Raw genomic sequence first — 22251 nt, 5'->3', positions numbered from 1 at the left:
CAGAAGCTGGCGTATCGGGGCGAAGGCTATGAGCTGCGCACCTCCGGCTATGGCGTGCAGCGTGCGGGCAAGGGGCTGCACCTCACGGCGTACGATCGCCCCGGCGCGACCGGCCAGCAGCTCGACATGCAGGAAACCGTCGCGCAGCTTGAGCGCGCGCTTGAACTGGCGAAGGCGCTGGCCGGGTCGGCGCGCAGTGCGAAGGCCGCACCTGCGGATATCGACGCACAGCAACGCGTGAAGGATGACCTCGACGGCCTGAAGCAGCCGGGGCTGCTCGCGAGCGCGCCCGCCTCGATTGCCATTGCATCCGGCCGTGGCGTGCAGGTCGCGGCACAGGACAGTATCTCGGCCGTGGCGGGCAAGAACGCCGATATCAGCGTCGCAAAGCGCTTCACGGTGGCCGCGGGCGAACTGGTGTCGATGTTCGCGCAGACGCTTGGTGTGAAGCTGTTCGCCGCGAAAGGGCCAGTTGAGGTGCAGGCCCAGAGCGACGCGATGTCGTTGCTCGCCGACAAGGATGTGACGGTGGCGAGCGTCAACGGCACAGTGCGCGTCAGCGCGAAGAAGGAACTTGTTCTTGAGTGCGGCGGAGCGTTTGTGCAACTCAAAGACGGCAACGTCACGCTGGGCGGTCCGCTCGACCTTCTCATCAAGACCATCACGATCCAGAAGAAGAAAACGCAGCGCATTGCGGAAGCAATTGAGCCGTTGCCAGAATCAACGGGGGCGTTTGATGAAGCATTTGTTGTGCATTGGGCCGGGACTGAGGTGCCGGTTGCCAATACGCAATACCGGATGTTCTCGGATAACAAGGTGATTGCCGAGGGCACAACCAATGAGCAGGGTGAAACATCGTTGGCACACAGTCATGTTCCGCAGGGCGTGCAAATTCAGTTGAAGGGTAAATAGATATGGCAGATGACGACAGAATAGTGGGTTACGCGGAATCGTATATGACGCCCAGGTCGTACACGAAGCGTGCAAGAGTGGAACGGACCGCCTGCGATGTTCAGGTTCCACCGGCAGCGGACTCGATTATCGGTCGCTGCGAGTATTACTACAGGCCGCTGCATTGCGAATACCTTGATACCGTCACTAAGGTCACGGCAGGAAGCGCGTGGGCGACTGTCAAAGCCTTTGCAACTTCCTGGGACCCGTGGACGGACAAGGAAGTCACTGCGCGTCTGCTGCATGAGCGCCAGACGCTGATCCAGCCGGAATGCACCGCTTCCGACTGGTCGAGGCACAGCAACTTCATGATGCGGCATATCGGCTGCGGGCATAAGCCGCCCTCGTACTACCTGAGTTACGGCTATTTCTATTGTTCGAACTACGGCGCGAAGCTATACCCGACACTGAGCCCCGCGGGGCAGGCATGGCTTCGCAGCGCAAAGTGGTATCTGCAAAAAAACATGGAAGATGGACTTAATCAAAATATGCAGGGAAAAGTCATCAAGATCAGTAGTGCCAAGCCCGGTAATGGAAGTTTCAGTATGGTGGTCACACGGTATCAGCTCGAACTGGATAGCGAAACGTTCAAGACCTTCGCGTTCGAGACGCACCCGCTTGCGTACCTGGACGGCGGACTGTCGGACCTGCAGATTGGCGACATGCTCAAGATCATGGGAGGCCCGGCTCTGGAGGAATGGGCGGATCCGCGAACCTACCAGCAGGTATGGGATAGCGGAAAAGTTGTTGCCAGCAAGACCCTCGGCGACGCTTGGGATAGCACAAAGATAGATGTTGACGATCCGGTGAGCAAGATACTCGGCCGTCTGATGGACGCGAAGTGAAATGCGAATGCTTAAGCGCAGGACTTTAATCGTGGGCGGCCTGTTGGTAGTAGCCGTCGCAACTTGCGGATATCGCAACATGACAACACCAGGCTGGAAGACCATTTCAACGACATTCATGAGGAATGACAAACCGTATGGGGGCGGCGACTGCCGGATAAGCGGGAATGAAGTCATCAGTCTCAAAATCGCGGACCCGGTAATCACGTTCAAGCCGGTCGAACAACTGAAGGACCCGCAGGTCGCGGAGCCTACAGAAGCATGGATGAATAATTCGAGTGAGCGGCTCAATCGATCTACAGTCGGCTTCTTTCGAGGCACGATTGACGGTGGCCTGACTCGCTATTTCCAGCAGCCCGGGCAGGATGCGTCGTGGTGGTACTCAAAGGACTGGAGCACGCAATACATCAGTACGGACTGGATGGATTACAAACGTGCTGATCATGAAAAAGGACCTGCGCCGCATGTCACGAAGCTTTGGCGCTCGCGCGACGGCGGAAAGAACTGGACCCAGCTCAAATGGCCCGAGAATCAGAACATCGGGCAACTGATGTTCCTCGATCCGGAGCGCGGCTATGCAGTAGGCTGGGGGCCACGCGTATGGCGCACAGCGGACGGTGGCCATTCATGGAAAGAAATCAAGGTCCCCTATTTCGCCACCGACGACCGCGAGCCACGAAAGACTTTCGACGGTGTGAATCTGGGTTCGGACGGTACGTTGCGCGTTGCCAGCTACGTGACGCAATTGGGCGAAATCCGGCAATCGAGCGTCATCGAAAAGCTGAAGTGGGATAGCGAGACTTTTGAGCGGGACATTGTGCTACCCGGTCAGGTTGTGGTGTCCCTTGAATCTGAGCAGACACAACCGGATTACACCTATTCGATCTATGCCCTTTCACGCCTAGGATTGCCGCGCAACTGGAACGACCGGAACGATAACGGACATCGAACAGGTGCAATTTCGACATGGACCAATCGCGGAAATCCAGCCGCAGTCGAACAACGAAATACGTTCGACGCACGTTTGACACTGGATGGTCTCAGCGTAGGGAAGCGGGGAGTATTGCTCGTTTATGCGACGGACGCGACAGGAGAAGGCGCACCACACGATATGACGCTGGCAAGCAAGGACTACGGTAAGTCGTGGGCCGAAACTGATGACGGTATCACGCAGGGTGTCTATTTCGACGCCGCGACAAATACGCAGTACGGGCTTTATGCCTATACGTTAAAGAAAAGAACCTGGTAGGCTTAAACGCACCCTGGTGAACAGATCCGCTTAGGCGGTGCTTCTTTAAAAAAAGCCCGCGCACCGAAAATGCGCGGGCTTCGTTCACAGCGCTACGCTGCGACGCCTCAGGCCGTCACGGCGGCGAGCGCGCCGTTTAGCGTCTTGCTCGGACGCATCACGCCTTCCAGCTTCGCGAAGTCGGGCTTGTAGTAGCCGCCGATGTCGGCTTCCTTGCCCTGCACATCCGACAGTTCGCCGACGATCGTCTTCTCGTTGTCCGTCAGCACCTTCGCGAGCGGCGCAAACTTCGCAGCGAGTTCCGCGTCCTGCGTCTGCGCGGCCAGCTCCTGCGCCCAGTACATCGCGAGGTAGAACTGGCTGCCGCGATTGTCGAGCTCGCCCGTCTTCGGCGAAGGGCTCTTGTTGTTGTCGAGCAGCTTGCCCGTTGCAGCGTCGAGCGTCTTCGCGAGGATCTTCGCTTTCTCGTTGCCCGTCTTGATGCCGAGCTCTTCCAGCGACACAGCCAGTGCAAGGAACTCGCCCAGCGAATCCCAGCGCAGGTGATTCTCTTCGACAAGCTGCTTCACGTGCTTCGGCGCCGAGCCGCCCGCGCCCGTTTCGTACATGCCGCCGCCCGCCATCAGCGGGACGATCGACAGCATCTTCGCGGACGTGCCCAGTTCCATGATCGGGAACAGGTCGGTCAGGTAGTCGCGCAGGATGTTGCCCGTCACCGAGATCGTGTCCAGACCGCGAATCACGCGCTCCAGCGAGTAACGCATCGCGCGGACCTGCGACATGATCTGGAGGTCGAGACCCGACGTGTCGTGATCCTTGAGGTACACCTCGACCTTCTTGATCAGCTCGGCTTCGTGCGGACGGTACGGGTCGAGCCAGAACACGGCCGGCATGCCCGAGTTGCGCGCGCGCGTGACGGCGAGCTTGACCCAGTCGCGGATCGGCGCGTCCTTCACCTGGCACATGCGCCAGATGTCGCCCTTCTCGACCTGCTGCGTGAGCGCGCTCAGCACTTCGCCCGTCGCGATGTCGACGATGCGCGCTTCGCCGTCTGCGGGAATCTCGAAGGTCTTGTCATGCGAGCCGTACTCTTCGGCCTTCTGCGCCATCAGGCCGACGTTCGGCACCGTGCCCATCGTCTTCGGATCGAACGCGCCGTTGGTCTTGCAGAAGTTGATGATTTCCTGGTAGATACGCGCGAACGTGCTTTCCGGGATCACGCACTTTGTGTCGGCGGGACGGCCGTCGGCGCCCCACATCTTGCCGCCTGCGCGGATCATCGCGGGCATCGATGCGTCGACGATCACGTCGTTCGGCGCGTGCAGGTTCGAGATGCCCTTCGCCGAATCGACCATCGCCAGCGCCGGGCGGTGCTCGTGGCACGCGTGCATGTCGCGGATCACTTCTTCGCGCTTCGATTCCGGCAGCGCTTCGATCTTCGTGTACAGATCGACGAGGCCGTTGTTCACGTTCACGCCCAGTTCGTCGAAGAGCTTCTGGTGCTTCGCGAACGCATCCTTGTAGAACACCTTCACCGCGTGGCCGAAGACGATGGGGTGCGAGATCTTCATCATCGTCGCCTTCACGTGCAGCGACAGCATCACGCCCGTCTTGCGCGCATCTTCCATCTGGTCTTCGTAGAACGCGACCAGTGCCTTCTTGCTCATGAACATGCTGTCGATGATCTCGCCGTTCTGCAGCACGACCTTCGGCTTCAGCACGATCGTCTCGCCGCTCTTCGTGACGAGTTCCATGCGGACGTCACGCGCGCGGTCGAGCGTGATCGACTTTTCGCCGTGGTAGAAATCGCCATGCTTCATGTGCGCGACGTGCGTGCGCGAGGCCATGCTCCACTCGCCCATGCTGTGCGGGTGCTTGCGTGCGTAGTTCTTGACGGCGGCGGGCGCGCGGCGGTCCGAGTTGCCTTCGCGCAGAACCGGGTTCACGGCACTGCCGAGGCACTTCGAGTAGCGCTTCTGGATCGCCTTTTCTTCGTCGGTCTTCGGATCTTCCGGATAGTCCGGCACCTTGAAGCCCTTCGTTTGCAGTTCCTTGATCGCGTTGACGAGCTGCGGCACCGACGCGCTGATGTTCGGCAGCTTGATGATGTTCGTGTCCGGCAACTGCGTGAGGCGGCCCAACTCGGCCAGGTTGTCCGGCACGCGCTGCTCTTCCGTCAGGAATTCCGGGAATTCGCCGAGGATGCGGCCTGCCACGGAGATGTCGCTGGTCTCGACATTGACGCCAGCGGGCGCGGTAAACGTACGGATGATCGGCAGAAAGGCACTCGTCGCGAGCAGCGGGGCTTCGTCGGTCAGGGTGTAGATGATCGTAGGTTGCTTGTTACTCATCGCTTTGCTCTCGGTCGAGAAAGGTTGGGAAATGCCGCCGGCAGTGCCAGGGCCGACGCGAATGCCCCGAATTTTGCCTTATTTTCAATTTTGACGGTTTGAATCGGGCCAGTCGGGACGGGCTTTCGGAAGAAAATTGCACGATTTGAGCCGTTTCGCGCCCTTTTTCGATCACGAGCGGCATTTCACTTCATATCTGCATTCCGCTGCCGGCACAATTTTTCCGGTGCATGCGCCGTTCGATGCACCCGACGAGTGCCGGCGCTTCGGCCCGGAATTCAACCTTGCTCGCCGGATATGGCGAGCCGATGAAGCGGATTGCAGCCGTCCACGCCAAAGACGTTGCCGTCGCTTCGGCGAAGAAAACAGTGTCCGTCTACACTGACGCACCGTCCACTGCCCGGCTTGCGCCGTTCGACCGTTTGGCGCCCATTTAGCCATTGACGATGCCACGCCCGTTTCGCCTGCCGTTGCTGTGCGCCGCCCTCGCCGTGCATCTGGCGACGGCGTCTTGCGTCGCCGGCGCGCAGGAGCCCGAGCCTTCGCCGGAGCGCCTCGCCTCAGCGGACATCCATCACGCGCCGCGCACGGAGCACGGCTTCGAGAACAACGACGGGCCGCTCGTGCGCGGCTCGTTCTGGAAGTGGCGCTGGAACCGTCTGATCCATGGCTTGCCTCCGCCGCCCGCGAACGGCTACGCGTTTCCCGTCGATCATCCCGACGTCGAATGGATCAAGGCGAACCGCAGCGAAAACACGATGACGTGGATCGGCCACGCGAGCACGCTGCTACAGATCGGCGGCGCCAACATCCTGACCGACCCCATGTTCTCAGAGCGCGCGTCGCCGTTCACTTTCCTCGGACCGAAGCGGCGCGTGCCGCCCGGCTTGACGCTCGACCAGTTGCCGCACATCGACGCCGTGCTGATCTCGCACAGCCACTACGACCATCTGGATACGGCGAGCGTCGAAGCACTGAACGGACAGCCCGGCGGCCCGCCTCTCTTTCTCGTGCCGCTCGGCATCAAGGACTGGCTCGCGAAAAAGGGCATCACGAACGCGCGCGAGCTCGACTGGGGCGATGAAACAGACGCGGCGGGCCTCCACTTCTGGTTCGTGCCCGCGACGCACTGGTCCGCGCGCACGCTCACCGATCGCAACGAGACACTATGGGGCGGCTGGGTCGTGAAGACGCCCGACGGCGCCGCGCATCCGTACTCGCTGTATTTCGCGGGAGACACCGGCTATTCCGATGACGCGAAGCGGATCGGCGCGGCGTTCGGCTGTTTCGACCTCGCGCTGCTTCCGATCGGCTCGTATGCGCCGCGCTGGTTCATGGGTCCGCCGCACCTCGATCCGCAGCAGGCCGTGCAGGTTTTCGGGGACGTGCATGCAAAAAAGGCCATCGGCATTCACTGGGGCACGTTCGAGCTGACCGACGAGCCGCTGGACGAGCCGCCGAAAAAACTCGTCGAAGCGACCCACGAAGCCGGCCTGCCCGACGACGCGTTCACGGTCCTGCATCACGGCCAGATGATCACGCTCGACGATCCGGGCGAGCCAGGCGATTCCGCCCATCCGCCCGACGCCTGTTCGCGCTGACGGCCGCATCGTGCTTCGCGCTGCATTGCGTCCGCGCATTTGCCATGGAGGGCATCGCAAAGCGCCCGCGATCGTCGGCCAGCACACGTTCGGACGCACGCGAGAAGGCACACATCCGGTTAAACCCTGTCGTGCACGGCACAACCTCGTGATATTGTCGTACACACACGGGTTCGAGCTTTGCTACGCGGAACTCACGTCATATCCGTTACCTTCGCGAGCGTCGCCATGAGTGATGTACGCCATCTTCTGAGCCAACGCGACCGCATCGAGCTGCTTTGCTGGCTCACATGCGGGAGCCTCGGTGCCTGGTATCTGAACGAAGCCTGGCCCTCGCCGGCTTTTCACGTGGAGGCCGCGCACAAGTGGCTCGACAGGCATAACCGAACAGCGGACTGGCTGTGCATCGCGAAGCTGTCGGCCATCGCTCTCGACATCGCGCAGCGGCACGCGTCGTTCGTGGAAGCCGACTGGGCGCGCGACGCCGTCGAAGAAATCCTCGATACCGATGAGCTCGATTCGCAGGCGCGCCTCGTGATCGCCGTGCTCGGCGACTGCGAACGCGCGCTCGCCGACCGCCGTATCGCGGACTGACGTTCCACGCGAGACTGCAGACCAACGCAGGCCCGCGCCCAGCCGGCGCGACCGCGCTCGCGCTCGATCGACCACAACCGCCGCATCGCCCGCCATTCACCTCGCGTAATCGAGCTTCGGATACCAGTTCGGATCGCGCCCTTCCGGCGTCATGTCGAATATCGTCCACATCGGCATCAGATCCGGCGCGCCGCGCGGGTCCTGGCCCGGGTCCGCCGTCGGGAAGCCCATCTCGGCCGCGTAGAAATGCCGGATCGTGCCGTCCCGGCGCGTGAACACCTGGAACGCCGGCTCGTCGCCGCCATCGCTGCCGATCGCGCCGAAGTCGCGGCTGTACTCGCCGTTGACGTCCGAATACAGCTTCAGATCGCGCCAGCCGCGCTCCTTCTTGAACGCGACGAGCCGCTCGATCGGCGAACGCGCGACGACGGCCAGCGCGATGCGCTGCGCGATGTCGCGCGCCTCGCCGTCCCATGCGCCCAGCAGCGACGTGCACATTGGACACGGCCGCTCGCGCTGCGGACCGAACATGTAGCTGTAGATGACGAGCGTTTCCTTGTCGCCGAAGAGTCCCGCGAAATCGACAGGCCCTGCTTCGCCGACGAAACGGTAATCGCCCGTCACTTCGCCGCCCGGCGGCAATGTGCGACGCTGCCCGGCGACGCGTTCGATATGGCGGCGCAGTTCGATTTCCTCGGCGAGCAGCGCGTCGCGCGCGTGCCGATACTCGACGCTTTCGTTCGGATAGTGCCTGCCGTTGCGCTTCACCAGCTCGGCGGCGGGCACGAGAGAAGATGCAGAAGACATGGTCGGCCTCCATTGAAGCAACATGGAAACAGGCTGCCCGATGCGCAGGGCAGCCGCTGAAGATGCATCGAAGTCAGTCGCGATCTGGCGCGCCGAGCGGAAAGAAGTGCCGATAAGGCCGCGCTTCGTCGACGGCACGCGCAAACGACGGGCGTTTCAGCAGGCGCTGGCGGTACGCGATCACGTGCTCGAACTTCGGGTCGATACGGTGCGTCCAGTCGGCGTAGAACAGGAACGGCGCGGCGGCGCAATCGGCGAGACTGAAATGCTCGCCCGCGGCCCACTCGCGATTTCGCATCGCTTTGTCGAGCCACGCATACGCGGTTTCGAGCTGCGCGCGCGCATCGGCGACGCCGCGCGCGTCGCGCTCGCCTTCGCTGCGCAAGCTGTCGAAGACGATCTTTTGCTGTGGTGTCGAGACGTAATTGTCGAAGAAGCGGTCCATGAAGCGCACTTCGAGCGCGGCGCGCGGATCGTCCGGTATCAGTTGCACGGGGCCGGGATGAAACAGCCCGAGATGCTCGATGATCACGGTCGCCTCGACAATCGTGCGGTCATCGTCGACGAGCAGCGGAAAGCGCCTGATCGGCCAGCGCGCGGCGAGTTCGTCCATCGCGCCGGGTTCGTCGAGGCGGCGGTACTCGAACGGCGTGCCGTTCTCGTACAGCGCGGTGAGCGCCTTCTGGCAGTATGAAGAAAACGGATGTGCGTAGAGCTTGAGGGTCATCGTCGTCGTCCTTGCTGTGTGAGCGGCATAGAGGCGTAGCGGCAAAAACTGTCCGCTTGATCTGACGACGAATGGCGGCAACGCGAATCGACACGCCCGCGCGAAAAAGTCTTGCTGCACTGCGGCGCTCATATGCGCATCGGCGCGCATCGGCGTTCATCGACGGCTGCGCTGGTTCGCGTCCTCGCTGCCGCCAGTTCGAGCAGCAGCGCCTTACTCGTGCAACGACTGCGCCAGCGCGCGAACCAGCGATGCGCAGTCGCCCTCCCAAGCGCTGCCGTGCATGCACGCGAGCATGCGTGGCTCTAGCGCGGCGAGCCGTTCGAGCATCGCGTCGGCGTGTTTCGTGTGCGAGTAGTAGTCCATGCTGCGCCGGAACGCTTCGCACGGACCGAGGATGTCGGAACCCGTGATGGGGGGATGATCGCTGCCCGGTTGCGTGAAGAGATCGCTGCACAGCAGCGCGCGCGTCGTCTCTTCGATCAACATCCCGCATTCCCATGCGTGCGGCAGATGCGGCGTCGCGAGCCAGCGCACCTTGTGCTTGCCGAGCTCGACAGCCTCGCCGTCTTCGAGGCCGCGCGCCGGACGGTCGGCGAGATCGTCGATGGACACCAGCTTGGCGATCGATCCGCACAGCGGCTGCGCGTCGGGCGCGACCGCGAGCCATTCGTTGAGCGATCCGCACTCGTCCGCTTCGACGTGCGAAAAAGCGATGTGACGCAGCCGTTCGGGCGGAATCACGGACGCCACCGCCTCGCGCACCAGCGCGAACATCTTGCGCGGGCCCGTATGAAAGAGCAGCGGCTCGTCGTCGACGATCAGATACTGGTTGAACGAGAAGCCGCCCGGACCGTCTTCGAACACGACGGGCGTGTTGATCCGGTAGATGCCATCCGATACTTCATCGACGCTGGTGCCCGACAGTGCGTTCGTGATCGTCATGACAAGACCTCCGCGCGCGAGCGTGCATAAACGATGCGCAACGACGCGCAATCGTGCGCCGGGCGCAGCGCGCTATCCGCCCAGCGCGGCGAGATTCAACCGATGAGAGCGCCCGATCCACGCGGCCGCGTCGCGATGATCGCGCAGCGCGTTGCCTGTGTTCGGATGAATGAAGACATCGAGCGCGCCATGATTGAGCGTGAGCCACTCGAACAGTTCCGCGAAAAGCTCGCGGCCGAACTTGAGCTGATACGACCACATCGGATGCGGACCGACGAGGCGCTCGTGAAAACGCCCCATTTCGAGCCTGCCGCCGAAGCGGGCCTCGATGGCTTCGCGCAGAGCCCACGCGACATCGCGCGTCGCCTGATCGAAATACACATGAGCATGCCAGTCGACGATATCGGTCATGATCGATTGCGGCCGATGCCGCCCTTCGCTGCAAGTCGTGTGACGTTCATCATAGGCTTTCGATTGCCGTACAGCCAGGCGAAGCGGCAATGAGCGTGGCTCAGCGAACGTCGATGCGCGCTTCGATCGCGCCAATCAAACCTTCGATCCACCGGCGCAGCAGCGCATCCGACAGCGAAACGGGCAGCGAACGCGCGATGATCCCGTACACCTGGTTGCGCCGGATCTTCGATACCTTCGCCGGATCGAGCCAGTGCGCATTGTCGACGAGCAGCAGCAGCGTTTCGAGTCCAATCACGATCGGCCACACGCATGCGAGCCGCAGGCGCAGCGAGAAACGCGGAATCGCAAGCGTGTAATCGAGCGCCGCGCGGAAATGACCGAGCGACTTGCGCACGAGCTCATGCATCAACGGCTGCGCGCGCGCCGATGCCTGCGCTTCCAGCAGTTGCTGCGGACTCAGCCCGAACCGCTTGAGCATCGAGGACGGCAGATAGCAGCGCCCGATACGCAGATCCTTGCCGCAATCGCGCAGCACGTTCGTCATCTGCAACGCCTTGCCGAAGCGCACGCCGCGATCGAGCATCGTCGCGGGGTCCGTCTTCAGCGTGCCGGGCAGATGCGCGTACGTCATCTTCGTCCAGAATTCGCCGACACATCCCGCGACGAGGTACGTATAGCGATCCAGCTCGTCCCACTCGCGCAGCGCGGCGATCTGGCCCGAACGCTCGTCGGGGAACGTGCGCAGATCGAATTCCATACCCGTTGTCAGCGTCGTGACGATCTCGCGCACGGCGGCGCGGTCGGCCTCGTCGAGCTGCGACAGCACAGCGAGCGCGGGCCCGATCGATTCGAGCAGCACCTTTTCGTCCGACTGCGTCTGCTGGTTCGCCACTTCGCTTGCGAGGCGGCGCGCGAGTTCGCCGTCATCGGTCGCGCCGTTGACCTGCTCGCACAATGCAAGGAGCAGTTCGAGCCGTTGCGCGGGCGGGATCAGCGCGGTATCGGCGATCGTGTCGGCGGCGCGCGCGAGCAGATACGCAAGCCCGATCGGGTCGCGCATGCCCGCGGGCAAAATGCGCAACGTCAGATAGAACGAACGGGACACCCCTTTGAGCAACGGACCGAGCAGAAAGGCCCGAGTGGAACTGGACATGTATTGAGGTCGAATCAGGTTGGGTCGCGGTTTGGGCAAAGTCTGGACGCTTCGGCGCTGCGGCATTGTATCCGGCACGCCGGCTTCGGGCCCTGAAAACCGGTCGTGTGTCCGTCGATAAACGCTCGATGAAGCACGCATAAAGCCATCACTGAGCGTCGGGTCAAGGCAATCCGCGATCACTTTGCACAAGCTTTCCTGCTACAATCGAGCACCTCAGACGCAGTACTTCAATCTACTCATTCACCCAAGGGAGGCGTTCAATGCACGCAATGCACATCGCAGTCTCTCGCGGGTTTCCACGACGCTTCATTGGCTCATAGAGCCAGGTCGCCGTCAGCGTAGGCACGCAGAGGCCCGCGCTTTTACCAGACAACCGGTCTTATTCGTCCCTGCCGCAACTGGCGGGCATCGGCCGTCTGCTCTCGAATCTCCTGACTGGATAGCGATGCGCGCGTCGCGCCGCACGCTGTGACACATGGCTAGCAAAAAACTCGACTTTGGCGCGCAAGCGTTCAGAAGCGTTCTCGGCTTCACTTTCAATCACTGGCGCAGGCAGCCGGTGCGCATCGTCGGCATTGCGCTGTTCGCGCTGATGGCCGCGTTCGCCGACGTGCTGACGCCGATGTTCGCGGGGCGTCTTGTCGATGCGCTCACGTCGGGCAGCGCGAGCGGCGCAAGCGGCAAGGCGGCGGCTTCGCATGCGGCGCTGATCGCGTTCGTCACGCTGATCGGCCTCGGCATCGGCGGCACGGTGCTGCGTCAACTGGTTTATCGCAGCATCATCGTGATGACGCTCAAGATGATGAGCGCGATCTGCGGGAACGCGTTTCATCGCGTGCAGCGCTTTTCGACCGACTGGCACGCGAACAGCTTCGCGGGTTCGACCGTGCGCAAGATCACGCGCGGCATCTGGGCGCTCGATCTGCTGAACGACACACTGCTGATCGCGCTGCTGCCGTCGCTGGTGATGCTCGCGGGATCGACCGTGCTGCTCGGCATTCACTGGCCCGTGATGGGCGTCGTGGTCGGGCTGGGTTCGCTGCTCTATGTGACGATGACGGTCGCGCTGTCGCTCGGCTATGTCGCGCCTGCTGCGCGCCTGGGCAACCTGTGGGACACGCGCCTGGGCGGTGCGCTCGCCGATGCCGTCAGCTGCAATGCCGTCGTCAAGGCATTCGGCGCGGAAGAACGCGAAGAGTCGCGGCTCGATCGTGTGATCGGCAAATGGCGTCAGCGCACGCGCCGCACGTGGCAGCGCGGCACGACCAATGGCGGCGTGCAGGGCGCGATGCTCGCGCTGATGCAGGCGGCGATACTCGGCGCAGCGCTGCTGCTGTGGCTGCGCGACGAAGCGAGCGTCGGCGACATCACGTATGCGCTGACCACCTTCTTCGTGCTGCAAGGCTATCTGCGCGATGTCGGCATGCACGTGCGCAACCTGCAGCGCTCGGTCAATGACATGGAAGAACTCGTCGCGCTCGAGCGCGAGCCGCTCGGCATCGAGGACAAGCCGGGTGCGCGCGCCATCGATATCCGCCAGGGCGAGATACGTTTCGAGAACGTGACGTTCCGCTACGGCGCGCATCGCACGCCACTGTATCGCGACTTCTCGCTGCGCATCGCGCCGGGCGAGCGGATCGGGCTCGTCGGTCATTCGGGCTCGGGCAAGACGACGTTCATCAAGCTGATCCAGCGTCTGTACGACATCGACGAAGGCCGCATCACGATCGACGGACAGAACATCGCCGATGTGCAGCAGGCGTCGTTGCGCCGTCGCATTGCGATCGTCCAGCAGGAGCCGATCCTGTTTCACCGGTCGCTCGCGGAGAACATCGCGTACGCGCGCCCCGGCGCGACGCTCGACGAGATCGTGCAAGCCGCGAAGCTCGCGAGCGCGCACGAGTTCATCAGTGCGCTGCCGCTCGGTTACGACACGCTCGTCGGCGAGCGCGGCGTGAAGCTGTCGGGCGGCGAGCGTCAGCGGGTCGCGATCGCGCGCGCGTTCCTCGCGGATGCGCCCGTTCTCATCTTCGACGAAGCGACGTCGAGCCTCGACAGCGAAAGCGAAGTGCTGATCCAGCAGGCGATGGAGCGGCTGATGGTCGGACGCACGACACTGGTGGTTGCGCACCGGTTGTCGACGGTGCGCGCGCTGGACCGGCTGCTCGTGCTCGACAAGGGGCGCGTCGTCGAGGAAGGCAGCCATGAACAGCTGATCCGGCTCGACAAGGGCGTGTATCGCCGTCTCTTCGAACGCCAGGCGCTGGAGCTGACGAAAGGGCTGCTCGACGATGGGCCCGTGCGCGACATCGAGCGGTTTTCCGGCGATCCGAGTTTGATTGCGGGGAAGTAATGGTTCTGCCCGACTTGATGTCCGCGGTGATGTCCGCGGCGGCTTCGCGCCGTCGCGGACATGAAGCCCGATCCACCACCAGTTGCTATCATTGAAGACTCCGCGACACACCCTTCATCGCGACGCCGCAGGCACCTTCACCATGACACTGCACATCGATACTCCCCTACTCGAATCGCAACCGCTCAGCCGCGCGCTTGGCCGCCGCGTGCTGCTCAAAATGGACGCGCTGCAACCGCCCGGCTCGTTCAAGATTCGCGGCATCGGCTACGCGTGCGAAGAGCATGCTAAGGCCGGCAAGCGGCGATTCGTGTCGTCGTCGGGCGGCAATGCGGGTATTGCGGTCGCGTATGCGGGACGTGCGCTGTCGATCCCCGTCACGGTCGTCGTGCCGCAAAGCACAGGCGAGCGCGCGAAGGAATTGATCCGCATACAGGGCGCGGACGTGATCGTGCACGGCGCGACGTGGCAGGAAGCCAACGCGTTCGCACTCGAAGAGGCGGGCCCCGATGACGCGTTCATCCACCCGTTCGACGATCCGCTGCTGTGGCAAGGCCATGCGTCGATGATCGACGAAGTCGCGCGCACTGGCGCGAGATTCGATGCCGTCGTGCTGTCCGTGGGCGGCGGCGGCCTGATGGCGGGCGTGATCGAGGGCTTGCGGCGCAACGGCCTCGGCAACGTGCCCGTCATTGCCGTCGAAACGGAAGGCGCATCGTCGCTCGCGCAATCGGTGCGCGCGGGCAAGCGGATCGAACTGCCGGGCATCACGAGCGTCGCGACGTCGCTGGGCGCGAAGCAGGTCTGCGAGCAGGCCTTTACGCTGACACAGACGCATCCTGTCGAATGTGTCGTCGTGTCGGATGCGGAAGCCGTCACCGCGTCGCGCCGCTTCGTCGACGATCACCGCGTGCTGGTCGAGCCCGCATGTGGCGCGAGCCTCGCGCTCGCCTATCGGCCGACGCCGGCGCTGCAGCGCTTCGATAGTGTGCTCGTCATCGTATGCGGCGGCGCAGGAACGACGATCGAGCAACTGGAACGCTGGCATCGCGAGATGGTGTGAATCTGCCGCACGCCTCGCACGTCCCGATCAAAGCGCGGCCATCAACGATTCGACACCGCGCAGATTGTTCCGCCTGTGCCATGCGAGCGCATCGAGATTCGTGACGCGCATCTGCGGCAAGCGCGTCATCAGCTTGTGCAGCGCGATTTCGAGTTCCATCATCGCGAGGCGCGCGCCGAGGCAATAGTGAATGCCCGCGCCGAATGTCAGCAGATGGCCTGACGGCTCGCGTTCGATATCGAGCGTATCGGGCCGCTCGAAGCGCTCGGGGTCGCGATTCGCCGAGCCGAGCAGCATGAACACGATCGAGCCGCGCGCAAGCGTCGCGCCCTCCACTGCGATGTCGTCGAACGCAGTGCGCACCACCATCTGCACGGCCGTGTCGTAGCGCGCGCATTCGGCGACGGCCTTCGATATCAGCGATGGCTCGGAAAGCAGACGCGACAGTTGCGCCGGATGCCGGTGCAGCGCGATCAGCGCATTGCCGAGCATGTTCGACGTGGTCTCGTGTCCCGCGACGAAGAGCAGAATCGCGTTCGACACGATCTCTTCCTCCGACAGCCGCTCGCCGCCCTCTTCCGCCTGGATCAACGACGAAACGATATCGCCGCCGGGCGCGGCGCGCCGTTTCGCGACCACGGCGCCGAAGTATTGTTCGAGGTCGAGCGCTGCCTGATTCGCGCGCGCGAGCGCATCGGCGGAAAGCGGCGCGAGGTCGAACGTGGAGACGAGCAGGCCCGCCGCGTCGCCGAGCCGTTGCCCTTCGTCGACGGGCACATCGAGCAGCCGGCAGACGATCTGCAACGGCAGCGGCAACGCGAACTCGCGCATCAGATCGACTTCACGCTTGCCTTGCATCGCGTCGATCAGACTGTCCGTCGTCTCTTCGACGATCCGGCGCAGCGTTTCGATCTGCCGCGCGTTGAACGCCTTCATCAGCAGCGTGCGCAAACGCGTATGCACGGGCGGATTCATCATCAGCAACGTGCGGTCCAGCGCCTGAAACACCGGCTGTCCGCGCGCGGCCTCGCCGTAACGCGCGACCACGCTCGGCATATACGTCTTGCCCATGCGGCGATCGGGCAACAGCGCGTCGATGACGGCGTGCCGGCCCGTCAGCATCACGTTGGGCGCGAGCTGCACGAAAGCGCCCGCGCGCCGGATGTCCTCGTAGAACGGATAGGGATTGTCGAAGTAAGCCGGTGACGAAAGATCGGTGAATTTCATGCTCGATGCTGCGAAGTTGAAAAACGTGTGCTCACACTTGCGGATACAGTCCACGCGCGCGGGCATGCAGACGCGCGAGCCCGAACAGCGCGTTCGCATACGGCGTTTCGACGCCCGTCAGCGCGCCGAGTTCGCAGACCGCGCCCACGAGCGCATCGAGTTCGACGGCCTTGCCCGCTTCGACGTCCTGCAGCATCGACGTGCGCATCGCGCCGAGCTTCAGCGTGACGGCATGACGATCTTCGGGCGCCTGGTCGATGGGTATGCCGAAGCGTGCACCGATCTCCTTCGCTTCCAGCATCACGCGCGTGACGAAATCGCGCGCGAGCGGGTCGCCGAGAATCTTGTCGGTGGTCGCGCCCGTGATCGCGCTCACGGGGTTCATCGTCATGTTGCCCCACAGCTTGTACCAGACGTCGCGCTGGATTTGCCCGGATGCGGTGGCATCGAAGCCCGCCTTGCGCAACAGCTCGACGAGCGACGTCACGCGCTCGCTTGCGTGTCCCATCGCTTCGCCGACGATCAATCCGCGCCCCTGGTGATGCGCGACGACGCCAGGTGCATCGACGCGGCAACTCGCGTGCACGACGCAACCCAACGTGCGCGCGGCGGGAATCGCGGCCGCAATCGAGCCGTCGCGATCGACGGATGCGAGACGCGCGCCCGCGAATTCGCCTTGCAGCCCGTCGCAGAACCACCACGGCACGCCGTTCATCGCCGTTAGCACCATCGTGTTCGTGCCGAGAAGCGGACCGATATGGCGCGCGACGTCGGCCATGCCCGGCGCCTTCACCGCGACGATTACCAGGTCCTGCGCGCCGAGCGCTTCGGGCCGCTCGCTTGCATGTACTTTCACCGCATGCGTGTCGCCGTTTTCGACGAGGCGCAAGCCGTATTCACGCAACGCGTCGAGCGTCGCGCCGCGCGCAACCACGCTCACGTCGCAGCCCGCTTGCGCGAGCTTCACGCCCATCCATCCGCCGATCGCACCCGCGCCGTAAATGCATACCTTCATCGTTCTTCTTCCTCAGTGCTTGTAGCTGGCGTCGATCCTGTCGACCTTGCGCACCAGCGCGTCGAACACATCCTGTCCCGCGCCGTAACGCACGTCGAATTGCAGCGCATCGCGCGAGCACCGCGCGGCGATTGGTTCAGGCACCGCGCACGCCGGACCCATCGCTAACGTCGCAATCTGGATCTCGCACGCGCGGTTCAGCGTCCACAGATACGCGAACGCTTGCGGCAGCGTCTTGCCCCACGACAGCAGCCCGTGATTGCGCAGGATCACCGCCTGCCGGTCGCCGATATGCTCGACGAGCCGCGGCCCTTCTTCGGCATGAATCGTGATGCCTTCGAAGTCGTGATACGCAATGCGCTCGTGCAACTGCGCGCTGTAGAAGTTCGTCTGCTGCAAGCCGCCCTCCGAGCACGCGACGGCAACGCCCGCCGTCGTATGCGTATGCATCACGCAATGCGCATCGGGGATGCCTTCGTGCAGCGCCGCATGCACGGTGAAGCCCGCCGGGTTCACCGGGTATGCTGAGTCATCGAGGATGCGCCCTTGCGCGTCGATCTTCACCAGGTTGCGCGCGGTCACTTCGCTGTAATGCAGGCCGAACGGGTTGATCAGGAATTGCTTCGCGCCGCCCGCCACGCTTTCGGGCAGGCGCACCGTGATGTGGTTGTAGATCAGCTCGGTCCAGCCCAGCATATCGAAGACGCGATAGCAGGCGGCCAATTGAACGCGCGCCTGCCATTCGTCGGAATGCATCGCCGGTGCAGCCTCTTTGTCTCGCTCCAGAATCTCCATGTATGTCTCCTCGCCGGGCTCGTTACTGGCCCGCGACGGCCGCGATCGCCGACGCCACATAGCCGACGTTGCTGCGATTCAGCCCCGCGACGCACATCCGGCCCGAGCGCAGCAGATAGATGCCGTGCTCGTTGCGCAACGTTTCGACCTGCGCGGCGCTCAGGCCCGTGTAAGTGAACATGCCGACCTGCGCGACATAACGCGCGCGCATCACTTCATCGACGCGTCCAGCGAGGCCGTCGTGAATCGCATGACGCATTTCATGAATGCGGTCTCGCATCACGCGCAGTTCGTCGTCCCATGACGCGCGCAGCTTCGGATCGCCGAGCACGCCCGCGACGAGCCGCGCGCCGTGCATCGGCGGATTGCTGTAGTTCGCGCGGATCGTGAAGGTCAGCTGGCCGAGCACGCGCTGCGCTTCGGCGGCATCCTTGCAGACGACGCTCAGCGCGCCGCAGCGCTCGCCATACAGCGAGAAGTTCTTCGAGAACGAGTTTGCGACGATCAACGGCACTTCCGCCGATGCCAGCATCCGCACGCATGCCGCATCTTCTTCGAGGCCGTCGCCGAAGCCCTGATAGGCCATGTCGACGAACGCGATCAGCTTGCGACGCTGCAGCACGGGCACGAGCTCACGCCATTGCTCCGCCGTCAGGTCGACACCCGTCGGGTTGTGGCAGCACGCGTGCAGCAACACGATGCTGCGCTCGGGCAGCGCGTCGATCGTGTCGCGCATCGCATCGAAGCGCAGACCGCCCGTCGCGTCATCGTAGTACGGGTATGTGTTCACGGTATGCCCCGCCGCTTCGAACACGACGCGGTGATTCTCCCAGCTCGGATCGGACAGCCACACCTGCGAGGCCGCGAAGTGACGCTTCAGGAAATCCGCGCCCACTTTGAGCGCGCCCGATCCGCCGACCGTCTGGACCGTCGCGATGCAGCCCGCCGCGCGCGCTTCGCTACCGGCGCCGAACACGAGCGCCTGCGCTGCGTCGCGATAGGCGGGCAGACCCGCCATCGGCAGATACGAGCGCGGCGTGCCCTGCGCGACGATGGTCGCCTCGGCCTCGCGCACAGCCGACATCACGGGCAGTTTGCCGCTTTCGTCGAAGTAGATGCCGATGCTCAGATTGACCTTGTTCGTGCGCGGATCGCGCTGGAAGTCTTCGTTGAGGCTCAGGATGGGATCGCCGGGGTAGGCAGGGATGTGTTCGAACATGGCATTGTCTCTATCTGTGTTGATGTTGGCTCGATGGTGCGAGAAGTTGCATAACCGAGGTTGCATAACCGAAGTTGCATGAGCCGAGGTCGCACGAACCGGCGCGTCGCAACAGTGTCGCTAAAAGCGCGCTTCATCACAATCAATCGATTTTGGATGATTCGTAAGTTTCGCTTTAGAATCGCCCGATGGCCCTCACACGCGTCACCATACGCCAATTCGAGGCGTTTCTCGCGATTGTCGATCAGAACGGCATTGCCGCGGCGGCGGAACGGCTGGGGCTCACATCGTCCGCCGTCAGCCAGTTGCTGGCCGAACTGGAGCGCGAGCTCGGCTTTCGTCTGTTCGACCGCACGACGCGGCGCGTGAGCCTGTCGACGGCGGGCCGCGACTTTCTGTCTTCGGCGGAATCGGTGCTGCGTCATCTGCGCGCAGCCGAGCAGACGGCGAGCGATATCCGCAACCGCGCGGCGGGCATCGTGCGCGTCGGCGCGCCGCTCGTGCTCGCGAGTACGGCGCTGCCCTATGCGATCGCGGGCTACGCGGCGCAAAAGCCGAAGGTCGTCGTGCGCGTGGTCGATACGGATGTCGAGCAACTGGTGGAGCGCGTCGCGAGCGGCGACGTCGATCTGGCCGTCGGCCCCGATCGCGCGACGGGCGACCGCGTGCAGCGCGAAGCGATTTTCCGCAGTCCGTGGGTGTTGTGGTGCTCGGGCGATCATCCGCTTGCGCATCGGCGCCGCTTGCGCTGGCACGATCTGCGCGGGACGCCCATCGTCGCGACGGGCCGCGATCACGAAGCGAGCGTCGCGCAGATGCTGGCCGACCAGCCATCGGATGCGCGGATCGCGCCCGTCGAAGTCGTCGACAACGTCACGACGGCCTTCGGTCTCGCCGCGCAGGGACTTGCCGTCACGCTCGCGCCGGCTTACGTGAAGCCGCTCGCGCAGACGTTCGGCCTCGCGATGCGGCGCGTCGTCGAACCGGAGACGATCCGCGAAGTGTGCATCTATCGCCCCATCGACCGTTCGCTGTCGCCGTCCGCCGATGGCTTTGCGGAATTTCTCGGCGTGTGTCTGAAGACGTGGGACCGCAAGACCCAGGGCGGGGGCGCGTCAAGGTGATCCTTGCGGCCGTACCGTTGCACGAAGTAGGCAAGCTTCCCGGCGACGCGCACATTCTTTGCCGTCGATCGCATCGCTCTTCAGTCGAAGGACTCGGGCGCGATCTTACCGCCCACTATCACGAGGTGCGCGGCATCGACACCGGGCGCGAAGAATCGCCAGTCTTCATCGTCCTGCACAACATCCGGGGTCACGGTGAGGCGAAAGCCACGCGACATAGAAAGCACGACGCCGGCCGCGTCGCTCACTGAGACCGCCTCGACAGTCACGGTGCCATGCTCAACCAGTATCTCCCGCAGACGATGAGCGCTCGCGTGCGCCTTTTCATCCGGCCCGCGAAGATCATCCTCCATTGCTACAACTCGACCGGCTTCTTCGAGCCGCCACGTGCATTGCACATGCAGCGCCCATTCACCGACGTGTTTGAGCTTTCCTCTAAAGTTGGTGACTGGCCGCAGAGCGCCAAAGCTGAGTGTAAGCATGTCGGCGGCATGATTCACGCCACTTAGAACCAGCCCGCGTAGCACTGACAGCCGCTGCTCTATTTCTCTTCGAGTATCGATCATCGAATCATTCCGTTCGTTTGCTGGTGCGTTACCACAGATCGAACATATCCTTTGCGCGTTCCATGATTTCATGGAAGCCAAGACCTTCGCCAGAAATCTCGTCGTGAAGCCGCCGGGATTGACTGGGAGTGAGGCCCAAAATCCGCGCGACATCATTGGTCTGCTTGTTCTGCGCCTGGTTATTTCGGGGCGTGCCTTCGCTGCCCGCCAGTTCTTCGACGTCGCCATCGGACGGTGTGTTCGGCTCATAGTCGAACGGCTGCGCATCGCTGAACGGTGTTGATGTATCGTCACCAGGATCAGAGCCATCCGTCAAACGTTCAGCCATGTCGGCTGTACCGTTGCCGTCGTCGTCCTGGTCTGAACCGCCTCCGGGCACGGCCTCGGCCACGCCGAGCAAACTGCCGCCGTCATCGCCCCCGTTGTCGCTCCTGCTCGCAGCGCTCAACAAGGCGCGCGCGGCCTTCAGCTGCGCCTCTACGGTAGACGGATCGTATGGCCCTCTCAGGACCGGCTCGCCATCCCATACCAACGGACCCGGCCCGGCATTCCTGAAGGCGGCCCACACCGTGCCGCCACCGCTGCCGAATCCGCCACCGCCTGACGTTGGTGGCCAGCGCAGCGGCGCGGGCGTAGGCCGGAACGTCATCGGAAGCGAGCGCCAGTCACGGTTAATGACCGGTACAAGCAGTCCGTCGCGCACTGCCTGCCTAAGCGCGTGCTCGATCCCCGCGTTATCGATTGGCAGGTCCCAATGAACGACGTTCAGATAATCGCTCAGGAATGATCGGATCGCGTCGATATCCGGAGCAATCGTTCGCCGGAAATCGTATTTGGGATGGAAATACCGGTCGAAGGTGCGCCTGTCATCTTCGATTTCGCGCTCCCGCTCACGGCGCGCGTCCCAGTCGGTGAAGCGGTCCACGTATCCGCCAGAAAGGCTATAGAACTCCCTGGCGAGCACGAGCACGCATTGCCAGGTTCCGATATTCAGCGGGACATGAAGGCTGTTGTAGCTCATCGGCACAGTCCCTGGTCCCACGTTCATCGAAGCGCGCCAGACAGAAGCGCTCTTGCAGCATTGGCGGCGCGCTGCGTGTCGACGTCTCCCAAGAACGGGAGGCGCAACATCAGGGAGCGACCGGCCAGCCTGATTTCTTTACCCACGCTTTTTCCCATACAACTGGACAAAGCGGAATACTTAGCACAGCGCCACAGCCTGCTTGCAAAACATGGTCAAGATAGCTTC

Annotated in this window: 20 protein-coding genes; 8 read left to right on the top strand and 12 right to left on the bottom strand. The window is 63.3% G+C overall.

All coding sequences use genetic code 11. The annotated features are described in order from the left end of the window. The 3 genes from BMW76_RS33925 to BMW76_RS33915 form a co-directional block, all read left to right on the top strand. Positions 1-912 (top strand): type VI secretion system Vgr family protein (locus tag BMW76_RS33925; protein WP_143062392.1); only part of this gene is annotated, 912 nt, incomplete at its 5' end. 77 nt (positions 913-989) lie between these two features. Further along, entirely contained in the window at positions 990-1796 is an 807-nt protein-coding gene (locus BMW76_RS33920) for a hypothetical protein (RefSeq protein ID WP_245763496.1), read from the top strand. Between the two features lie 79 nt (positions 1797-1875). Next, positions 1876-3045: a glycosyl hydrolase gene (locus BMW76_RS33915; RefSeq protein ID WP_090873230.1), complete on the top strand. Its 1170-nt coding sequence runs from the start codon at positions 1876-1878 to the stop codon at positions 3043-3045. A 107-nt stretch (positions 3046-3152) separates the two neighbouring features. Here the strand turns inward: BMW76_RS33915 and BMW76_RS33910 are convergent, their stop codons facing one another. Beyond that, on the bottom strand, positions 3153-5396 hold the full coding sequence (locus BMW76_RS33910) for an NADP-dependent isocitrate dehydrogenase (protein WP_090873219.1): 2244 nt from the start codon (positions 5394-5396) through the stop codon (positions 3153-3155). A gap of 446 nt (positions 5397-5842) precedes the next feature. Here BMW76_RS33910 and BMW76_RS33905 point away from each other — a divergent pair, with 446 nt between their 5' ends. Beyond that, entirely contained in the window at positions 5843-6997 is a 1155-nt protein-coding gene (locus BMW76_RS33905) for an MBL fold metallo-hydrolase (RefSeq protein WP_090873218.1), read from the top strand. 228 nt (positions 6998-7225) lie between these two features. Next, positions 7226-7591, top strand: coding sequence for a hypothetical protein (locus BMW76_RS33900; RefSeq protein ID WP_090873217.1), 366 nt, complete (start codon positions 7226-7228; stop codon positions 7589-7591). 96 nt (positions 7592-7687) lie between these two features. On the opposite strand, the gene BMW76_RS33895 is transcribed toward BMW76_RS33900, so the two are convergent. The 5 genes from BMW76_RS33895 to BMW76_RS33875 all read right to left on the bottom strand — a co-directional run bounded on the left by BMW76_RS33895 (position 7688) and on the right by BMW76_RS33875 (position 11637). After that, the gene (locus tag BMW76_RS33895) at positions 7688-8398 is read right to left on the bottom strand and encodes a DUF899 family protein (RefSeq protein ID WP_090873216.1); all 711 of its coding nucleotides are present in this window, start codon (positions 8396-8398) and stop codon (positions 7688-7690) included. A 73-nt stretch (positions 8399-8471) separates the two neighbouring features. Then, entirely contained in the window at positions 8472-9125 is a 654-nt protein-coding gene (locus BMW76_RS33890) for a glutathione S-transferase family protein (protein WP_090873229.1), read from the bottom strand. Positions 9126-9338: 213 nt separating this feature from the next. Beyond that, positions 9339-10070, bottom strand: coding sequence for an FprA family A-type flavoprotein (locus tag BMW76_RS33885; RefSeq protein ID WP_090873215.1), 732 nt, complete (start codon positions 10068-10070; stop codon positions 9339-9341). A gap of 72 nt (positions 10071-10142) precedes the next feature. Next, positions 10143-10481 carry a DOPA 4,5-dioxygenase family protein gene (locus BMW76_RS33880; RefSeq protein WP_090873228.1) on the bottom strand — a complete coding sequence of 113 codons (339 nt, stop codon included), beginning with the start codon at positions 10479-10481 and terminating at the stop codon, positions 10143-10145. 100 nt (positions 10482-10581) lie between these two features. Further along, a complete protein-coding gene (locus tag BMW76_RS33875; protein WP_090873214.1) occupies positions 10582-11637 on the bottom strand; it encodes a phytoene/squalene synthase family protein in 1056 nt (351 codons plus the stop codon). A 478-nt stretch (positions 11638-12115) separates the two neighbouring features. On the opposite strand from BMW76_RS33875, the gene BMW76_RS33870 reads away from it, so the two are divergent. Beyond that, positions 12116-13993, top strand: coding sequence for an ABC transporter ATP-binding protein (locus BMW76_RS33870; protein ID WP_090873213.1), 1878 nt, complete (start codon positions 12116-12118; stop codon positions 13991-13993). 142 nt (positions 13994-14135) lie between these two features. Next, the gene (locus tag BMW76_RS33865; protein WP_090873212.1) at positions 14136-15056 is read left to right on the top strand and encodes a serine/threonine dehydratase family protein; all 921 of its coding nucleotides are present in this window, start codon (positions 14136-14138) and stop codon (positions 15054-15056) included. 27 nt (positions 15057-15083) lie between these two features. Here the strand turns inward: BMW76_RS33865 and BMW76_RS33860 are convergent, their stop codons facing one another. Genes BMW76_RS33860 through BMW76_RS33845 form a run of 4 tightly spaced genes read right to left on the bottom strand, consistent with a single transcriptional unit; the run spans position 15084 to position 19312 of the window. After that, the gene (locus tag BMW76_RS33860; RefSeq protein WP_090873227.1) at positions 15084-16283 is read right to left on the bottom strand and encodes a cytochrome P450; all 1200 of its coding nucleotides are present in this window, start codon (positions 16281-16283) and stop codon (positions 15084-15086) included. A gap of 31 nt (positions 16284-16314) precedes the next feature. Further along, positions 16315-17298: a 2-dehydropantoate 2-reductase gene (locus tag BMW76_RS33855; RefSeq protein ID WP_090873211.1), complete on the bottom strand. Its 984-nt coding sequence runs from the start codon at positions 17296-17298 to the stop codon at positions 16315-16317. Positions 17299-17310: 12 nt separating this feature from the next. Beyond that, positions 17311-18093, bottom strand: coding sequence for a class II aldolase/adducin family protein (locus BMW76_RS33850; RefSeq protein ID WP_090873209.1), 783 nt, complete (start codon positions 18091-18093; stop codon positions 17311-17313). Positions 18094-18115: 22 nt separating this feature from the next. Further along, on the bottom strand, positions 18116-19312 hold the full coding sequence (locus BMW76_RS33845) for an amino acid aminotransferase (protein ID WP_090873207.1): 1197 nt from the start codon (positions 19310-19312) through the stop codon (positions 18116-18118). Between the two features lie 188 nt (positions 19313-19500). Here BMW76_RS33845 and BMW76_RS33840 point away from each other — a divergent pair, with 188 nt between their 5' ends. Then, positions 19501-20436, top strand: a complete 936-nt coding sequence (locus tag BMW76_RS33840) for a LysR family transcriptional regulator (RefSeq protein ID WP_090873205.1) — start codon at positions 19501-19503, stop codon at positions 20434-20436. An 80-nt stretch (positions 20437-20516) separates the two neighbouring features. Here the strand turns inward: BMW76_RS33840 and BMW76_RS33835 are convergent, their stop codons facing one another. Beyond that, a complete protein-coding gene (locus tag BMW76_RS33835; RefSeq protein ID WP_090873203.1) occupies positions 20517-21002 on the bottom strand; it encodes a hypothetical protein in 486 nt (161 codons plus the stop codon). 28 nt (positions 21003-21030) lie between these two features. Then, positions 21031-22023 (bottom strand): hypothetical protein, encoded by a 993-nt coding sequence (locus BMW76_RS33830; RefSeq protein WP_090873199.1) that lies wholly within the window; start codon positions 22021-22023, stop codon positions 21031-21033. Between the last annotated feature and the right edge of the window lie 228 nt (positions 22024-22251).

This window comes from Paraburkholderia diazotrophica (assembly GCF_900108945.1).
Taxonomy (GTDB): domain Bacteria; phylum Pseudomonadota; class Gammaproteobacteria; order Burkholderiales; family Burkholderiaceae; genus Paraburkholderia; species Paraburkholderia diazotrophica.
This window is presented reverse-complemented; position numbering and strand designations above follow the sequence as displayed.

Bases quoted from the DNA above. Each gene is read 5' to 3' on its own strand.
- BMW76_RS33915 (WP_090873230.1), top strand. From the start codon at position 1,876: ATGACAACACCAGGCTGGAAGACCATTTCAACGACATTCATGAGGAAT.
- BMW76_RS33910 (WP_090873219.1), bottom strand. From the start codon at position 5,396: ATGAGTAACAAGCAACCTACGATCATCTACACCCTGACCGACGAAGCC.
- BMW76_RS33905 (WP_090873218.1), top strand. From the start codon at position 5,843: ATGCCACGCCCGTTTCGCCTGCCGTTGCTGTGCGCCGCCCTCGCCGTG.
- BMW76_RS33900 (WP_090873217.1), top strand. From the start codon at position 7,226: ATGAGTGATGTACGCCATCTTCTGAGCCAACGCGACCGCATCGAGCTG.
- BMW76_RS33895 (WP_090873216.1), bottom strand. From the start codon at position 8,398: ATGTCTTCTGCATCTTCTCTCGTGCCCGCCGCCGAGCTGGTGAAGCGC.
- BMW76_RS33890 (WP_090873229.1), bottom strand. From the start codon at position 9,125: ATGACCCTCAAGCTCTACGCACATCCGTTTTCTTCATACTGCCAGAAG.
- BMW76_RS33885 (WP_090873215.1), bottom strand. From the start codon at position 10,070: ATGACGATCACGAACGCACTGTCGGGCACCAGCGTCGATGAAGTATCG.
- BMW76_RS33880 (WP_090873228.1), bottom strand. From the start codon at position 10,481: ATGACCGATATCGTCGACTGGCATGCTCATGTGTATTTCGATCAGGCG.
- BMW76_RS33875 (WP_090873214.1), bottom strand. From the start codon at position 11,637: ATGTCCAGTTCCACTCGGGCCTTTCTGCTCGGTCCGTTGCTCAAAGGG.
- BMW76_RS33870 (WP_090873213.1), top strand. From the start codon at position 12,116: ATGGCTAGCAAAAAACTCGACTTTGGCGCGCAAGCGTTCAGAAGCGTT.
- BMW76_RS33865 (WP_090873212.1), top strand. From the start codon at position 14,136: ATGACACTGCACATCGATACTCCCCTACTCGAATCGCAACCGCTCAGC.
- BMW76_RS33860 (WP_090873227.1), bottom strand. From the start codon at position 16,283: ATGAAATTCACCGATCTTTCGTCACCGGCTTACTTCGACAATCCCTAT.
- BMW76_RS33855 (WP_090873211.1), bottom strand. From the start codon at position 17,298: ATGAAGGTATGCATTTACGGCGCGGGTGCGATCGGCGGATGGATGGGC.
- BMW76_RS33850 (WP_090873209.1), bottom strand. From the start codon at position 18,093: ATGGAGATTCTGGAGCGAGACAAAGAGGCTGCACCGGCGATGCATTCC.
- BMW76_RS33845 (WP_090873207.1), bottom strand. From the start codon at position 19,312: ATGTTCGAACACATCCCTGCCTACCCCGGCGATCCCATCCTGAGCCTC.
- BMW76_RS33840 (WP_090873205.1), top strand. From the start codon at position 19,501: ATGGCCCTCACACGCGTCACCATACGCCAATTCGAGGCGTTTCTCGCG.
- BMW76_RS33835 (WP_090873203.1), bottom strand. From the start codon at position 21,002: ATGATCGATACTCGAAGAGAAATAGAGCAGCGGCTGTCAGTGCTACGC.
- BMW76_RS33830 (WP_090873199.1), bottom strand. From the start codon at position 22,023: ATGAGCTACAACAGCCTTCATGTCCCGCTGAATATCGGAACCTGGCAA.